The 16,409-nt window shown below is 42.2% G+C and carries 12 protein-coding genes; 8 read left to right on the top strand and 4 right to left on the bottom strand.

Translation table 11 applies throughout. From position 1 onward, the window contains the following. Positions 1–21: 21 nt before the first annotated feature. From H8S90_RS09335 to H8S90_RS09345, 3 genes are all read left to right on the top strand, one after another. Entirely contained in the window at positions 22–1,830 is a 1,809-nt protein-coding gene (locus H8S90_RS09335) for a RagB/SusD family nutrient uptake outer membrane protein (protein ID WP_187342283.1), read from the top strand. Positions 1,831–1,899: 69 nt separating this feature from the next. After that, positions 1,900–3,051 (top strand): glycoside hydrolase family 76 protein, encoded by a 1,152-nt coding sequence (locus H8S90_RS09340; protein ID WP_222852268.1) that lies wholly within the window; start codon positions 1,900–1,902, stop codon positions 3,049–3,051. Positions 3,052–3,073: 22 nt separating this feature from the next. Further along, the gene (locus H8S90_RS09345) at positions 3,074–5,257 is read left to right on the top strand and encodes a hypothetical protein (RefSeq protein WP_187342284.1); all 2,184 of its coding nucleotides are present in this window, start codon (positions 3,074–3,076) and stop codon (positions 5,255–5,257) included. Between the two features lie 70 nt (positions 5,258–5,327). Here the strand turns inward: H8S90_RS09345 and H8S90_RS09350 are convergent, their stop codons facing one another. Beyond that, positions 5,328–5,759 (bottom strand): nuclear transport factor 2 family protein, encoded by a 432-nt coding sequence (locus H8S90_RS09350; protein ID WP_187342285.1) that lies wholly within the window; start codon positions 5,757–5,759, stop codon positions 5,328–5,330. A 146-nt stretch (positions 5,760–5,905) separates the two neighbouring features. On the opposite strand from H8S90_RS09350, the gene H8S90_RS09355 reads away from it, so the two are divergent. The 5 genes from H8S90_RS09355 (at position 5,906) to H8S90_RS09375 (ending at position 11,272) form a co-directional block, all read left to right on the top strand. Then, the gene (locus H8S90_RS09355) at positions 5,906–6,073 is read left to right on the top strand and encodes a hypothetical protein (protein ID WP_187342286.1); all 168 of its coding nucleotides are present in this window, start codon (positions 5,906–5,908) and stop codon (positions 6,071–6,073) included. 352 nt (positions 6,074–6,425) lie between these two features. Then, entirely contained in the window at positions 6,426–8,207 is a 1,782-nt protein-coding gene (locus H8S90_RS09360; RefSeq protein ID WP_187342287.1) for a TrkH family potassium uptake protein, read from the top strand. Positions 8,208–8,424: 217 nt separating this feature from the next. Next, on the top strand, positions 8,425–9,102 hold the full coding sequence (locus H8S90_RS09365; protein WP_187342288.1) for a TrkA family potassium uptake protein: 678 nt from the start codon (positions 8,425–8,427) through the stop codon (positions 9,100–9,102). 109 nt (positions 9,103–9,211) lie between these two features. Further along, a complete protein-coding gene (nhaA, locus tag H8S90_RS09370; RefSeq protein ID WP_187342289.1) occupies positions 9,212–10,432 on the top strand; it encodes a Na+/H+ antiporter NhaA in 1,221 nt (406 codons plus the stop codon). A gap of 3 nt (positions 10,433–10,435) precedes the next feature. Then, entirely contained in the window at positions 10,436–11,272 is an 837-nt protein-coding gene (locus tag H8S90_RS09375) for a universal stress protein (protein ID WP_187342290.1), read from the top strand. A 152-nt stretch (positions 11,273–11,424) separates the two neighbouring features. Here H8S90_RS09375 and H8S90_RS09380 read toward each other — a convergent pair whose 3' ends face one another. Genes H8S90_RS09380 through sbnA form a run of 3 tightly spaced genes read right to left on the bottom strand, consistent with a single transcriptional unit; the run spans position 11,425 to position 15,732 of the window. Beyond that, positions 11,425–12,885, bottom strand: a complete 1,461-nt coding sequence (locus H8S90_RS09380) for a Y4yA family PLP-dependent enzyme (protein WP_187342291.1) — start codon at positions 12,883–12,885, stop codon at positions 11,425–11,427. After that, positions 12,875–14,749: an FAD/NAD(P)-binding protein gene (locus H8S90_RS09385; protein WP_187342292.1), complete on the bottom strand. Its 1,875-nt coding sequence runs from the start codon at positions 14,747–14,749 to the stop codon at positions 12,875–12,877. Before H8S90_RS09385 ends, H8S90_RS09380 begins: the two co-directional genes overlap by 11 nt. After that, a complete protein-coding gene (gene sbnA, locus H8S90_RS09390; protein WP_187342293.1) occupies positions 14,746–15,732 on the bottom strand; it encodes a 2,3-diaminopropionate biosynthesis protein SbnA in 987 nt (328 codons plus the stop codon). The genes H8S90_RS09385 and sbnA overlap by 4 nt, the downstream gene beginning before the upstream one ends. Positions 15,733–16,409: the final 677 nt, after the last annotated feature.

A 16,409-nucleotide genomic window follows, 5' to 3' on the forward strand; every position in this document is an offset into this window, starting at 1 on the left:
TATACGCTTAATGATACATTTATGAAAACAGTCCTAAATATTGTAATGATTACCGTTCTGATCCTTACCAGCGCTTGTCAGAAGGGTTTTCTTGATCAGGTTCCGGATGATCGTCTAACTTTAGAAGAAACTTTTGCTAATCGGATAACGGCAGAAAAATTTCTGAATAATGTGTATTCGCGTATTCCGAATGAATTCGGACAGCGTAATCCCGGAGGTGATGAAAATGCAGGCCTTTGGACCGGAGGTTCCGACGAGGCCGAGTATGTCTGGGGTTTTGTACAATCGAATAATATGAATATCGGCAATTGGGACGCAACTTCTGGTTTTGTCGGAGATTTTTGGACGAATTATTACAGAGGTATACGTTCGGCGAGTTTCTTTATGACTAATGTGCATCTGGTGCCGGATATGTCTGAAGCATTAAAAACACAGTATCTTGCCGAGGCAAGGGCACTTCGGGCCATGTATTATTTTTACATGATGCGATTATTTGGCCCAGTTATTATTCTTGGAGAAGAGGTTATCGAGCCGGATGCACCGATAGAGCAGGTACAATTGCCCCGAAATACCATGGAAGAGTGCGTCCAGTATGTTGCCAATGAATTGGAATTGGCCGCAGCGGACCTTCCGGTAGTTCCATCAAATGATAATAATTTTGGCCGCATCACCAAAGGTATTGCCATGGCTTTCCGCGCGCAAACGTTTCTATTGGCCGCAAGTCCTTTATTCAATGGTAATACTGACCTTGCAGGCTTGCAAAATTTAGATGGTACGCCGTTGGTCGGCCAAAGTTATGATGCCGGTAAATGGCAACGTGCTGCCGACGCCTATCGTGCATTTATTGCCGAGTTTGTGCCGGGAACTTATGATCTTTTCCGTAAAAATGATGTTGACGGCAATTTTGATGCTTATCTTTCCTGTCGTGATCTGTTTCTTACCGATTGGCATCAGGAGGTTATCCTTTGCCGTGTAGGAAATTCGATGACTGCCCGCCAGTACGAAATGACACCCTATCATAATGGCTATGAACGGGAGTTTAGAGGCAGTGGCGGTTTAGGTGCCACGCAAAATCAGGTGGATGCTTTTTTTATGGCTAATGGAAGAAGTATAGACGACCCCATATCTGGATACCTAGAAGATGGTTTTGCAGAGGAAGCAACGCAATACACGGAAGAAGGTACTTATAATCAATGGGTGAATAGAGAACCTCGTTTCTATGTAAACATTACGTATAATGGTAGTATTTGGTTAAACACCAATGGTGGAGTGCGTATTGTAACAGAATTGTACAATAATGGCAATTCAGGAAGAGCGACTGGAGGCAATGATTATTCACCAACCGGATATATAGTACGTAAAGCAATGGGCTTGGGCGATTGGGATGCAGGTCAGCGAACCAATATACTATATCGGCTGGGAAACGTGTTTTTAGATTATGTCGAAGCACTTAACGAGGCGGATCCCGGTAACGCTGACATATTGAGGTACCTGAACTTAATTCGTGAGCGTGCCGGCATACCCAACTACGGGTCGGCCGAACTACCTGCTCCTGATGGCCAAGACGCTATGCGAGCGGCTATTTGGAAAGAACGTAGAGTAGAATTGGCTTTTGAGAATGTACGTTTTTTCGATACTCGTAGATGGAAAATAGCTGAAGAAACCGATAATGGTCCGATCTACGGGCTCGATATCAACAGCAACCTACCCGATTTTCTAAATGTGGTGCCTTTTGAAACCCGAGTGTTCAATAAGAGACATTATCTATTTCCGATACCTGCAAATGACATCAATGTTGATCGCTTACTGGTGCAGAACCCCGGCTGGTAAAATATACACAAGTACTTCATAAAAAATACGTTAAATAGGAAATACTAATTAATTATAAAAATGAATAAGTTGAATAGAATAGTAAAAAAATCGCTTATCAAATATAGCGTAGGAATAATACTGCTTTATATTACAGTTTGTAGCATTGCTTGTTCCGAAAAAATGGTCGATCCTATGGCGGCATCTCTTTCACTGACAGAAGAGCAATCGTATACAGCCGCAGATGCCACAGCCGCTTTTAATGCATTTAATACATACTATTATAATCCTACGGCAAAATTGTATTATAGCAATACCGATCAGGATGATATAGGTGCTATATGGACACAAGCTATTTATTGGGACATAGCTATGCATCGCTATATACGCACAGGTGATGAGGTAGATTTAAGTTTGGTGCATGACATTTATCAAGGAGGATACGATCAGTATGATGGATATAACTGGGAAAATACGACGGAATGGTTTATCTATGATGATATCATGTGGTGGGTGATTGCATTGGCCAGAGCGTATGAGTTGACAGAGAATCCCGTATACCTCGAAAAATCAATCAGTGGTTTCGCCCGTGTTTGGCGTGATTCATACGATCCGGTGGACGGGGGGATGTATTGGTCTTTTGATCATACTGGAAAAAATGCCTGTATCAATTATCCTACAGTAATAGCGGCGATGCGTTTGTACCATATTACCGGTGAAGTAGATTACTTAGATAAAGCAAAGGATATCTATGCTTGGTCTAAAGAAAACCTTTTCAATAACAGCAATGGGCAGGTAGCCGATCATAAGATTGGCGATAATCCTCCAGGCTATGAAGACTATACGTATAATCAGGGAACTTGCATCGGCGCTGCGGTAATGCTTTATCAGGCGACAGACAGTTCGGCTTACTTAGATGACGCTGTTAAGGCAGCAGACTACACAAAAAATGAAATGTCCGATGCTAGCGGCATCCTACCCGCGGAAGGCGATTGGAATGAACAGGGTGTGCTTAAATCTATTTTTGCACATTATATCCACCTGCTGATTGAAGAAGCTGATCAGGATCAATACCGGGCATGGATATATGATAATATTAACAGCGCTTGGCGGAATCGAGATACTGCACGAGGTATTATGCATCGTGATTATACAGCGCCCTGTCCTACAGGTGTAGTGCAGTCATATGAGTCTAGCAGTGGCGTCGCGTTTATGCAATTGTTCGATCCGTTAACAGAATAGTCAGCTACAAAAACAAATAATTATGCAGCCTCTTAAAAAGCATCCATTACTGCGATCATTGTGGTTATTGGGATTGATAGTCGCAGGGAATATGGCCTTTGCACAACTTCAGCAAAAAGAAAAAACGGCGTTTCAAGTTGCCGCTCCATGGAAAGAAACCTATGATATACGAGCCGATGTGGCTATCGTTTATGGCATTAATGATGCAGGAGGAAATTTTGAAGAGCGGGTAAAAGGCTATCGGGATAAAGGTTATAATGTGCAGTTTATGACAGGTATTGCCTGGGGGCAATACCAAGATTTTTTCCTGGGGCAATTCGATGGAAAAACCCATTGGGAAGATGGGCAGGTAACCAGGGAGGGTGATACGATCTGGCATGGTCATCACGTACCCTATATCGTACCATCTAAGGACTACCTTACTTATATAAAAACGCATATTAAACGTGCCATTGATGCCGGCGTTTCTGCTATTTATCTGGAGGAACCTGAATTTTGGGCCAGGGCGGGTTATAGTGATTCGTTCAAAAAGGAGTGGCAAAAATACTATGGCTCTCCATGGGTAGCACAACATACCTCACCCGAAGCTACTTATTTATCCTCCAAATTAAAATATCAGTTATATTTTGACGCACTTAAAGACGTATTCACTTACGCCAAATCTTATAGCAAATCTCAAGGTAAACATGTTAAATGTTATGTGCCTACGCATTCCTTGATTAACTATTCTTCTTGGCAGATTGTAAGTCCTGAAGCAGCTTTGGCTAATTTACCCGGTATGGATGGGTATATCGCACAGGTATGGACGGGTACAGCTAGGGAACCTGTTTATTTTAATGGTGAGGCTAAAGAAAGGGTGTTTGAAAATGCCTTTTTAGAGTATGGATCAATGGTGTCTATGACAGCTCCTACTGGCAAGAAAATGTTTTTCTTGACCGATCCTATTGAAGATAGGGAGCGATCATGGGATGATTATAAAAGAAATTACCAAGCCACCTTTACGGCTAAGCTACTTTATCCTACGGTAAATAATTATGAGGTAATGCCTTGGCCAGACAGGATTTATGGGGGTAAATTTCAGGTAGAAGGAAGTGTCGATAAACAAGGTATAGCGCCTACATATGCCACACAGATGCAAATTATGATTAACGCTCTGAATGAGATGCCTCTTGCTGAAAATAGTTTGAATGGTAGCAGGGGTATAGGCGTTTTATTAGCAAATTCTATGATGTTTCAGCGATTTTCCATACATACAGGGTATGAAGATCCGCAGCTCAGTAATTTCTATGGCATGGCTATGCCGCTATTAAAGCGGGGCGTTCCGGTAGAAACTGTACATATGGAGAATTTGATGAATGAACATAGCTTGCAAGATATTAAGGTGTTGATTATGAGTTACGCAAATATGAAACCTTTATCTCCAACTTATCATGAAGCATTGGCAAAATGGGTGAACAACGGTGGCACATTAATATATTACGGCCGAGATGATGACCCTTTCCAGCAAGTAAAGGAGTGGTGGAATACCGGTGAAAATAATTTTAGTACGCCTTCCGAACATTTGTTTGAGATGTTGAATATAAGTAAAAATGAAACCAAACTGCAGCATATGGTAGGGAAAGGGAAGGTTCTTATTGTAAGGAAAGACCCAAAGGAATTGGTGATGGAAGTAGAAGGAGATAAGGATTTTATGGTGCATGTAAAAACCGCTTATAAAGATTTTGCTGGTGCCGGTAAACTTGAACTAAAGAATAACTTTCTTTTGGAACGGGGGCCTTATTTGATTGCTGCTGTACTTGATGAGCATGTTGACAAAAGTCCGTTAGTTATCAATGGGCCGGTTATTGACCTTTTCGATCCTAATCTCCCCGTACGCGATAACGTCAGAATAAATCCTGGAGAACAAGGCTTTTTGTACGATCTTGGTAAGAACATTACGGATGAACCTAAGGTATTGGCGGCGGCGGCAAGGGTGTATGATGAGAAGGTTGGTGGCAACGGTTATTCCTTTACTGTTAAAAGTCCTTCAAATACGATAAATGTAATGCGGATATCGTTGCCTAGTGAACCGGAAAATGTTACAGCTACAGGTTCTACAGTCGATGAAATTCCGTTGATAAAGAATCAATGGGATGATCGTACTAAAACGCTCTTACTGGGCTTTGAAAATTATAGTGAAGGCGTAGACGTTGATATTCATTGGTGAAAAAAATCGGGGCAATATCTGCCCCGATTTTCCTAAACTGGTATGATGGAATGCGCTGTTGGCGCATGTACTATTTTTCATAGGTGGTGAGCACCTGGCTTACCTTCCAGCGGCCACCCTCATTGCTCAGGGTTACATATTCTACCCTGGTGAAACCTTCATATTGCATTTCTACTTTGGCAATGGCGCTGTCGTTGCCCTGTTCGATCATGGTATAAGCGGTTTCGCAGTTCTGCTGTATATTGGGTTGTTTTTTCAGGAAACCGATGACCTGTGCCCTGTTGTGCTGCACAACCTTTCCCTTGTTGGCAACCTGTTGGGTGAACTGGTTACTGAAGATGGCTTCCATATTTAGGGTGTTCCCTTTGGCAACTATTTCGATGTAGCGGTCCACAACACTTGCACTGGCCACTTTATTGATGGCTTTTGTTTCGGCATGCGCGAAAGCGGCGGTGGCACTGATGATGATGGCGGCGAAGAATAATCTGATGAGCGTTTTCATGACTTAAAGATTTAAAAGGGTGAATGAAGTGTGTTAATTTCTTTATGTTTATTTTGTTTGTTTATTAATGTTTGATTCAAAAGTAGGTTAAAAGAGGCTTTTGGGCGATAGTGATTAGGTGAGCCCTTGGAAGAACTCGGTAAACGATGGGATATTCCCGGTGGACCTATATCTTCCTGGAAAACCATGGTGTAAGAAGTCTCCGTTCTGCTGGGACATCCAGGGCAGATTCCTATGCTATTCAGGTGATACTCGCCTCCTATCCGCATCGCTCCAGAAAATCTTATAGCGGATTATGGGTGAAGGACAGGTAAAGTATAGGTGAGAAATAGGAGAAGTATCTCCGGAGTATAACTGAAGCATAGCCAAATGAGAACTAAAGAAATGGCGGACTTGAACGGACCTGAACGGAGTTTAGCGGACTTGAGCGGAGTTTTATAGATTTTGTTAGGAAATATGAGAGAAGGGACTTAAATTAACAAAGCAGCCAAAAATAAGTTTTTATCATGAAAACCAAAAGAAAACCGGAATATGCACTAAGCGAAAATAGTAAAGGATAGCACTAAACGATCGGATTGTTATCTTTTATTTCAAAAAGTATCTAGATTACTTTACCTTATATTGAATAAAAAATTAAGTTTGTGCAGAATCAAAACCGTTGTTTCAATGGATTTTCTTAACAGGGAGCACATAAGAAAAAGTTTGAGGTATACTGACCTTGGTATGTTGTACTTAAGCTTGCTTTGCTCCATACTTATTCTCGTCCATATTGGATATAACTGGAATATTGCTATTACACGTATTTTTGATACGCTGATCGTTAAGGTTTTTTATGGATTTGCAATTATGCTATTGCTGAAAACAATATTACGATTTCTTGTAAAAAGAAAAGATACTGCCTTTCAATATTCGGAACTCATACTGTGTTTTTACTTTTGGTTTGTTATTCTTGAACGTATCCTAGGACCTATAGCTATAGACGTCCACTTTCATCAGGCAGAGTGGCTTTACGTAGGTGTTTTTAGCGTTTTATTGGTCGAAACGTCAAAGAACAGTTTGTTTTTTGACCGATTTTATTTTAACCCTACATTGCTGTTTGTTTTAAGTTTTCTTTTTTTGATTTTACTAGGTACCGTGCTACTGCTATTTCCAAAGGTTACGGTTGGTGCTCCGCTAAGTTTTGTAGACGCTCTATTTATGGCAACCAGTGCTGTGTGTATTACGGGATTATCTGTGGTAGATATTGCTTCACAGTTTACCTACTTTGGCCAAACCGTTCTGATCGTATTGGTACAGTTGGGCGGTTTAGGTATTATGACCTTCACCGGATTCTTTGGGTACTTTTTTTCGGGAGGATTTTCCTATAAAAATCAGTTAATGTACACAGAGCTGCTCAGTGAAAAGAAACTTGGTTCTGTTATCAGCACGTTATTAAAAATTATATCGATCACATTTTTTATCGAAGCTATCGGAACAATGCTAATTTATTTTAACACGCTAGATATTGCGAAAGATTTGGGGAGCGACCATTTGTTTTTTGCTGTTTTTCATTCAATTTCCTCATTTTGTAACGCTGGGTTTTCTATAGTGCCCAATGGGCTTTATATGGAATCTATCCGCTTCAATTATCCGCTAATCTTTATTATATCCCTATTGTTCATCTTGGGCGGATTAGGCTTTGGAATTGTATTTAATACATTTACCTTTCTTAAACGTTGGGTTATCAATTTTTTCAGACGTGTTTTTTACGGTAAACCTTTTGTTCATAAAGCTTGGGTGATGAGCTTTAACTCTAGGTTAATTGCTTGGACAACCTTCATTTTACTCGTTTTCGGAACACTGGTCTTGTTTATATTGGAGTACCAGCACAGCCTTACCGAGCACGATAGTTTTATCGGAAAGCTGACAACATCTTTTTTTCTTGGTTCGAGTCCGCGCTCCGCTGGTTTCAACACTGTACAGGTAGGGGCACTTTCTACGCCTACAGTTATGGTTATTATGCTACTTATGTGGATAGGTGCTTCGCCGGCATCTACAGGGGGAGGTATTAAAACCACGACATTTGCCGTAACGGTATTGAATATGGTTAGCCTGATAAAGGGAAAAGATAAGGTAGAGATTTTTAAACGTGAGATTTCACCTGACTCGATACGGAGGGCCTCCGCGGTTATTCTTTTGTCTTTATTGGGACTGGGACTCTCTATTTTTGGGTTGTGCTTGACAGAGGGTGAAAAAGATATCAAATCACTTGCTTTTGAATGCTTCTCGGCTTACGGAACGGTTGGATTGAGTTTGGGTATTACACCTGAGATTAGTAACGCGGGGAGAGTCGTACTGGTTATCAGTATGTTTGTTGGGAGGGTGGGGGCCTTAACCTTACTCGTGGCATTGATTAAAGATGTCCGCTTTAAAAATTATCATTATCCGCAGGAAAAAGTATTGTTTTAGGGTGAGGTAACTACCTTCATTGTAAAGATAGGTTGACGTTTTAATCCGTAGATGAATTTGACAAGAAAAAATAGCCATTAAAACATATTAGTTAATGACTTTTTTTTTGGTAAAGATTCCTTCTGATAATAAAACAGGTTTGGTGGCTCATCGAAGCGGCAGTGTGTGTCCATGAATGCCATTAGTAAAATAAAAACGACGAATAATTATTTATAGAATGAAATATATTGTTTTAGGTTTAGGAAATTTTGGCAAAGCATTAAGCATTCGGTTAACAGAATTAGGCCATGAGGTGATAGGTGTAGACAATGCCATGTCTAAGGTGGATAATCTACGTGAAAAGATTACTCACACGGTTTGTATGGATTGTACAGACCAAGACGCCGTTAGCTCTCTGCCATTAAAAGATAGTGATGCGGTGATTGTAGCCATTGGAGAAGATGAAGGAGCATCCCTGTTAACAACAGCCTTGGTGAAGCAGTTAAACGTTAAGCGGATCATTGGACGAGTGGTTTCCGAATTGCAGCTAACGGTCTTGAAAGCTATGCAAATTGACGAATATATCCGTCCCGAAACGGAGTCTGCAGAACGGCTTGCGATGCGTCTGGATAATATTGATATTATTGACAGCTTCAAAATTTCTGATAAATACAGTATCGTTGAAGCGGTAGTTCCCGAAAGGTATGTCGGAAAAACTTTGCAAGAAGCTAATTTCACTAACGAATATAAGGTAATCGTGCTGACAACAATTAAACAACATACAGTAGAAATCAGCAATAAATTGGAGAAGAGAAAAGAGGTTACCGGCATTGCCAAATCAACCACGGTATTAGAAAAGGAAGATATTTTGGTTCTTTTCGGTGAGCTGAGCCATATCAATAAATTGATCAAATAAAATAAGATCCGTTGCATAGGGTGCTGCCATCTGCGCCGTTCGTTTTGTAGTGGTAGTATTTTAATGTTTATACTTGTCCTTCGCATGTAAATACCCTATTTTTACGCCCATGACGTCCAAGGCCTTTCATCGTTTCAAAGATTTTTTTTATTCGGGCACAGGGCCGGGCTTACTGTTAATAGCATGTGTGCTGGTGTCTCTCATCACTGCCAATTCACCTCTTGGGCCAACATTTGAAGACTTCCTAAACACAGAAATAGGCTACTACGCTGAAACTGTGCAGCTGAGATATCCCATATTGCTTTGGGTCAATGACGGACTGATGGCTGTTTTTTTTCTCTTGGTAGGTCTTGAAATAAAAAGGGAACTTGTGGATGGTGAACTTTCCTCACCAAAAAAAGCAGCACTTCCGGTATTTGCAGCTCTTGGAGGGGTACTCGCTCCGGCGCTGATTTACACTTTACTCAATAGTGGTACAGAAACTGCCGGCGGGTGGGCAATTCCCATGGCTACAGATATTGCTTTTGCACTGGCTATCATCACGCTCTTAGGCAAGAAAGTACCCATCTCACTCAAGATTTTTTTGGCTGCACTGGCCATTGTTGACGATCTGATGGCCATATTAGTGATTGCAGTTTTCTATTCTGGAGAACTCCATTATACCTATCTTTTTTATGCAGGAGGGATCTTTCTATTACTGTTATTGTTTAATCGCTTTGGTGTTAAAAGTATTGCCGCTTATTTAATACCGGGCCTTTTTATTTGGTACTTCATTCACCATTCAGGTATCCATGCAACAATAGCCGGAGTGTTAACTGCATTTGCATTACCTACTAAAAGCAAATCTGCAGGACAGGAAGCACCCCTGCTTAAATTAGAACATGCACTCACTCGGCCCGTAAATTTAGTAATCATGCCTATCTTTGCGTTGTCTAACACCAACATTGCTTTTGTTGATGGCATGGTAGAAGGGTTAGTCACACCGCTCGGCCTCGGTATCATTCTAGGGCTATTCCTGGGTAAACCTATCGGCATTTTCTTATTTTCCTGGCTTTCGGTTAAACTTGGTGTCTGTTCCATGCCTAAACATGCAAACTGGAGGCATGTAATCGGGGTGGGTATGCTAGCAGGTATTGGTTTTACAATGTCTATCTTTATTGCGTTACTTTCGTTCTCAGGGAGGGAACTGTTGATGGCCGAAGCTAAGTTTTCTGTGTTGTCAGCATCGATCATTTCCGGTATATGTGGTTCATTGTTCCTGGTAGCAATAAATAAAAGGGAGAAACGGAAAACTATTTCTAATGTGGCTCAACAAGACAAAAGTGAATAAGATATGATTAAGTCAATATTAGTTCCTACCGATTTTTCTGAAAATGCACTTTCTGCGTTAAAGTATGCTGCTGTATTAGCAGAAAAGTTCGATTGTAAGATCCATATAGCACATGCCTACACATCTTTTCACTCTGCATTCCAGGGAGAAGAAGTTAATGAGCGCGATAGGCAACAGGTAGAAAGTGAAGCCAAAGAAGAGATGGAGAATTTCATTCAGCGTAGTTTAGTGAACGATCAGCAAATCAACATTACGTCAAGCCTGTTTAAAGGAGATCTATTACAGGCGATTGAGCAATGGGTGCGGGAAGAACAGGCTGATCTTATTATTATGGGAACAAAGGGGGCATCGGGTTTAAGGGAAAAACTGCTCGGTAGTAATTCGTTTGATGTGGCAAAATCTTCTTCCGTCCCGGTCATTGTTGTACCTTTGGAAATAGAAAACTTCAAACTTGATCAAATTACTTTCTTTACTAATTATAGCGATTTAGACGTGCAAGTCTTAAAAAGGCTCAACACCTTATTTGGTTCAAAAGAAAGTTCATATAAACTTGTTCATATACATGAAGTAGATGATAAACCATCGAATACTGCGCTAAAAATGCTTCAGGAATGGGCTTCTTTGCTTGGTAGAAGGGTGGGGCTCGATCAGTTGTCATGGGAGTTGGTTCATGGTAAACAGAGCGTAACCTTAGTAAATGAAATTGCTGCTCGTTATCATACAGATTTAATTGCATTGAGCTTAGCTGAGAAAACATTTTTCGAACAACTGTTCCATAAGAGCTTAACAAAGGCCGTTATTCATCAGCCTAAAACACCGGTATTGCTCGTACGATCATAAGATTTGCCAGAACCAAGATCTTCTTCGGTGAGCCAAAAATAACGATCAAGGTGCTAGCTAACAACGCATTGATATATTTCTGGAAACACTTCATAAATCATTTGACGCTGGGAGGGGAATAATCCGGTGATATCTATATTCTTTCCGCTTTTTTATGCCTTTTGAAGCCCAGGTGCGGTAGCATAGAGGGCATCCTCATGGATTTGGTTGGTATCCATATCGTAAAAGACATTCTTGGCCAATTCAAACAAATGGGCTTCCGATTCGTAAAAGTGCATCATATAACCAGCTGTATTGACGAAGATGAGGAGATCACCCACTTGTGGAAAGGTACGGAAACGCACTCGACGCTTGAGAATAAGCTCCTGCTCTAAACAATAGGAACCCACTAGGAATCCGAATGTAGGAGTATCTTTTTCTTCAGATTTTTTGGGCACGTGAATCGGGTCTAGTAGAAAATCGGCACTGGAGCTCTTTAGTTGCGTGTGGTTCATTTCCAGTCCAACAAGCAATTCGCCTCTGGTATCTTCACGCCTGAAAGCCACTCTAGCTATTGTGATGCCGCATTGGTCCAGCGCAGAGCGACCAGGCTCCATGCGCAATTCCAAGCCGCGGCGGCGGATACCTTCGGCAATAGGTCTTCCATCTGTACCCTGATGCTTGAGAATTTCCCTTAGAAAATGTTCCTTGTGAAGTGAATTATGGTACGGATATACAGTAGGCTCACCATAGGCTTTCCCCTCAATTACGGCCATGCCAAGCGGATCGTTGAGATACGTAAGAGGAGACCGCCTGCCTTCTACGGCGTCTTTTAACGCAAGATGGAAGCTTCTCCATTCGGTTGATGATTGAAGGTAATTGACAAGGATACCACCTCCAATATCCAGAGAATTCGTATGGATGTCTTGTGTCTTTAACCTGTCAACTAACGAAAGGCACTGCTTGATCGCCTCTACTCGCTGGGTTATCGAGTAGCCGTTTAGGTGGAAATGCAGACCATAGTAGCGGAGCCGATCGAAACGGTTTCCTGGTCCAAGCTGTGTGTGGATAAACTGTTCAGCTCCGGTTATTGGCCAGCCGAAACGGGTATGCAGGGGCTTACCTTGATCGTCAAACCCTCCGACACGCAAACAGACATGTACCTGCTTCTCCATGGCGGTGGCCAAAGATTGGAGCAGGCTACATTCATCGAGATTGTCAAGTACAACTGTCACTTCATTTGCTAATGCCAGCCTTAACAGCTGCTCGTTTTTCACTGCAGCTGTGCTAATCAAGGCATTGGGAGGGACACCGGTATCGAGGCATTGCTGCAATTCCCTGTAACTGGCCGTATCCACTCCTTCGCCGAGGCGACAGGCTTCTTTCGCAAAAGAAAGGCATTTGTTTGCCTTACGGGCAAAGTAAATTTTGTGCTGCATTCCGTATTCTTGAAATACCTCTCGGAAATACTTGAGATTTTCCTCAAATGGCCGTTTACAATGGATATTCAAGGGTGAGCCGTATCGCTCAAGCGTTTCAACTAGTATGGCGCTATTGGCTGTGAGTTGATCTATCCAGGGATGTATCCGTGGGGTGAGAGGAAAAAAACCTGTATTAGAGGTCTCAGGCTTCATAATGTATGGCGTTTTGTTGTTTGATTAAATGTGTTGCAAACTGGGCCCATGGCGTTGCGAAATCGTTCCGGTCGGGTGAAAGTGAATCGTTGTCGAGGGTAAACCCTTCAGTAGGTGTGCCGTAAACGAATATCGCGGTTGCTTTGCCTGAAGAATCTACCAGTTGTCCATGAGGTGTTAATTGTACACAACCTGGACGGTATGAGCCGTTGACCATTGGCATGGCAAACCCCTCTTTCACCAGATTTTGGTACAGCGCAGCGTGATGTGCAACGACGTTGGGTCGTGGCATGCGGGCATCGATCAACACTTTCGTGTCCAACTTTTGTCTATTGCTGCTGATCGTAAACATATTGTGTGTACGGTCGGTAGCTACATTAGGCGGTGAATCGAAGCGGAAACGAATATAGCCGGCTTTGGCCAGGCAAAGTATTTTCCGGACGTTTTCCATGGGCGGGCCGAATGCAGTGCGGCAAAATGCACCATAATACTTTTGATCAAAGAGTTCGTGTGATTCAGCCGTGAGTTTCCCCTCCCTGTACAACTGGCCAATAATAGGGATAGCTTCTCGCCATACCGCCGCCGCCGCCATGAGTGGACTCTCTAGCTCGCCTTTCTCTGCCTCTTCCAGTGTGTGTCGCAGATAGGAGACTACGTTGGTGTGTTGATCTTCAGCATGTTGATCGATTAAACAAAACGGCTGGAAAAGTAATTTTTTAAGGGAGAATCGTTCTGTTTGTGGTATGTTGGCAATCTGTCTATCTATAAAGCTATCGGACGAAGAAAAATCCTTACTAAGCGTACGGTAGTAAGCATGCTGGGCCTCTTTTTCCAAAACTGGCGATATAGCTTCCGGAAAATCGATACCAACGGTGCATTGTTGTAGTAGCGTGTCTGCCCATTCTTGGGTCACGAATCGTAAATAATACCTCTGCTGTTTATTGGCAGGCCCTCTGGGTAACATAGGGAGATTGCTGCGGGAAAACGGATAGAGTGTGGCTGGTTCTTCGCCAGAAGGCATATAAGTCAATGCTCTTTCGTTTTCTTCAAACCTACCCCCACGTCCTTCTGTCAGAGCCAACACGGTGTCAACAAATGTCAGTCCCATACCCAGTATACCTACCTTCACACCTGCTTTTATCCTGTCCAATTGCTGCACTGGATAGATGCTTGAAATGTAATGAACGTCAGAGGCATGGTCCGCAAATGTCTGCAAATCGCGGTTTTCGCTGTAATAGGAGTGACCAGTAGCGAGGAGTACACTCTGGTAGTTAAAAGGCAGTAACCACCGTGAATCTGATATACCAATACGGTAATTTCGACCGTTTTCGGTAATCTGCGTGATCGTGGTAACCACCATGTTGACCTGTATATTGGTAGGAAGATTAGTTAAAAATAGCATTATGGTATTGGCCAAGTAATGCCCAACAAGTGCCCGAGAGGCAAAATCTAATGAGCGTACAGACTTGTTTTCTGTTTTATGGTATGCTATCCAATCTACCAGAGAAAGTGCTTGCTCCGGCTTTTCTTTGTGCAGGTTACTTTTAGAGAAGCAGTGGATCGTGCCGATGCAGTTGTTGATCAGGAGGTATTCCGGTTGGTCGGTATTGAAGTTTCTGGCAGCGCCGAAATTGTGGTCACTGTTGAACCAATGAATTTCTATTTGACGAGAGAGGTAGGTTTCCGCACGTAAGGAGTCTGCTAGCTTTTGAAGTGCGTAGAATCCCTTCGGTCCTCCACCCACTATAGCAAGGTGTATTCGGTCTGCACTGCTTTCCAACAATTGTGGAGAAATGCATCTTGTAGCGAGTTCTGTTGCCGATTCAAGGGCGCGTTGCTGTAAATGTGCGGTTTTCCAAATCATACGCTCACCTCCTCTGCATGCTTTAGATCACCCAAATTATTTTCCACCCAATCGTCTGAATAAATAGTATCTAAATACCTCTCACCACGGTCGGGGAATATGCCTACCACTTGTATTTCAGGTGGAAAGCGGTGTGTCATTTCCGATATCGCGTGTACCACAGCACCGGAAGATCCTCCGGCAAGTACACTCTCTTTCTGGAGCAATAACCTACACCCTTCTACAGAGTCCCTGTCAGACACGTGTATAACCCCATGGATGGCCGCCATATCAAGAAAATCGGATTGTCGACTGGAGCCGATACCGGGCAATTGTCTTTTACTTGGTTTATCGCCGAATATTACACTCCCTTTGGCGTCCACTGCCACAACCTTTGTCTTGCCTCCGCATTGGCGGATTTCATTGGCAAACCCCATTAGCGTTCCGCAGGTGCTCGTAGGAACGAACAGGTAATCAGGAGCTTTACCGAGATCTCGTATGATTTCTCGCCAAGTCTGTTGATGAGCTAAAGGATTTGCCGGATTATGATATTGATCAGGCCAGAAACTTCCGGGTATTTCCGCCAGCAATTCCCTTACTTTTAGGAGACGCGTATTGAGGTACCCGCCTTCTCCATCATGCGTCTCTACGAATACCAGTTTAGCCCCATACGTATTCAGTAGTTGTACCACAGTGGCGTTCGTATGTGGGTCAACTACTAAGATGAGCTTGAGACCATGATAAAGGCACAGTTGGGCAAGACCAACACCCATGTTCCCGGATGTAGACTCAATGATGGTGCTGCCTGTATTAATCAGGCCTTGCTTTAACGCATCGTCAATAATGTTCTCCGCAGTGCGGTCTTTTATGCTACCCCCGGGATTAAACATTTCCATTTTTCCGTAAAAAGGGAAAGTCCAAGGGAAGAAAAGTCGCGAAAAACGTACCAGTGGGGTATTTCCGATGACGGAAAGTATCCCGGGTCTCTCGTGGTGTTTTTGCATGTATGATTTTCTAGGTATTTGTATCTATTTTATATTGTCGTATCCCAAAACGTTAGCGAACTTTCCGTGTATGGATCGGCAATGCGAAAAATTTAACCGATTTTCCATCGACCTCAGCAGCCCCCGGTCTATATGCTTTCATAAAAATGAAAGGCATCTTATTTAAGATCTTAGTATTAACAACAAGATGTATATAAATGTTTTCCTGCAGCTCAAATTGAAGCATTAGCAGTTTTTTAAAAGGAAAAAAGAGCGTCCATATCGGGAAAGACGCTCTTTGACTTATTTTATTGCCTCGTTTTTTATTCATTCTACCGGCTTCAGTTCGAGATCCTGAAAATTGAAGTTGAAATACGTAAGCGGCGATATTGTCGGAATTGTAATGCCGACTGTTTTCCGTTTTTATTTATCACAGGTGGGAATATTATGGGCTGTGGCGTTCAAGCTTCAGTCATTGCATTTGGAAATCTATGTATTGTCTTTATAATATATTAGCAAACTCTTTAATGTCGATGAAAAAAATGACAATTAAGCTAATTTTTATAGGATAAAAAATGATTTCGATGTAGAAGCATCAGGTGAAATATTTAGTCTACTATTTTAGTAGTCTAAATGTTTGTGTGTATATTTACCTCATAAAAAATAATCTCATGATAACAGATGCTTTTCCGATTTGG

The sequence above is a fragment of the Olivibacter sp. SDN3 genome (assembly GCF_014334135.1).
Classification (GTDB): Bacteria; Bacteroidota; Bacteroidia; order Sphingobacteriales; family Sphingobacteriaceae; genus Olivibacter.

Excerpts from the sequence above, each read along its gene's own strand:
- H8S90_RS09335 (WP_187342283.1), top strand. The coding sequence starts at position 22 with ATGAAAACAGTCCTAAATATTGTAATGATTACCGTTCTGATCCTTACC.
- H8S90_RS09345 (WP_187342284.1), top strand. The coding sequence starts at position 3,074 with ATGCAGCCTCTTAAAAAGCATCCATTACTGCGATCATTGTGGTTATTG.
- H8S90_RS09350 (WP_187342285.1), bottom strand. The coding sequence starts at position 5,759 with ATGAAAACGCTCATCAGATTATTCTTCGCCGCCATCATCATCAGTGCC.
- H8S90_RS09355 (WP_187342286.1), top strand. The coding sequence starts at position 5,906 with ATGGGATATTCCCGGTGGACCTATATCTTCCTGGAAAACCATGGTGTA.
- H8S90_RS09360 (WP_187342287.1), top strand. The coding sequence starts at position 6,426 with ATGGATTTTCTTAACAGGGAGCACATAAGAAAAAGTTTGAGGTATACT.
- H8S90_RS09365 (WP_187342288.1), top strand. The coding sequence starts at position 8,425 with ATGAAATATATTGTTTTAGGTTTAGGAAATTTTGGCAAAGCATTAAGC.
- nhaA (WP_187342289.1), top strand. The coding sequence starts at position 9,212 with ATGACGTCCAAGGCCTTTCATCGTTTCAAAGATTTTTTTTATTCGGGC.
- H8S90_RS09375 (WP_187342290.1), top strand. The coding sequence starts at position 10,436 with ATGATTAAGTCAATATTAGTTCCTACCGATTTTTCTGAAAATGCACTT.
- H8S90_RS09380 (WP_187342291.1), bottom strand. The coding sequence starts at position 12,885 with ATGAAGCCTGAGACCTCTAATACAGGTTTTTTTCCTCTCACCCCACGG.
- H8S90_RS09385 (WP_187342292.1), bottom strand. The coding sequence starts at position 14,749 with ATGATTTGGAAAACCGCACATTTACAGCAACGCGCCCTTGAATCGGCA.
- sbnA (WP_187342293.1), bottom strand. The coding sequence starts at position 15,732 with ATGCAAAAACACCACGAGAGACCCGGGATACTTTCCGTCATCGGAAAT.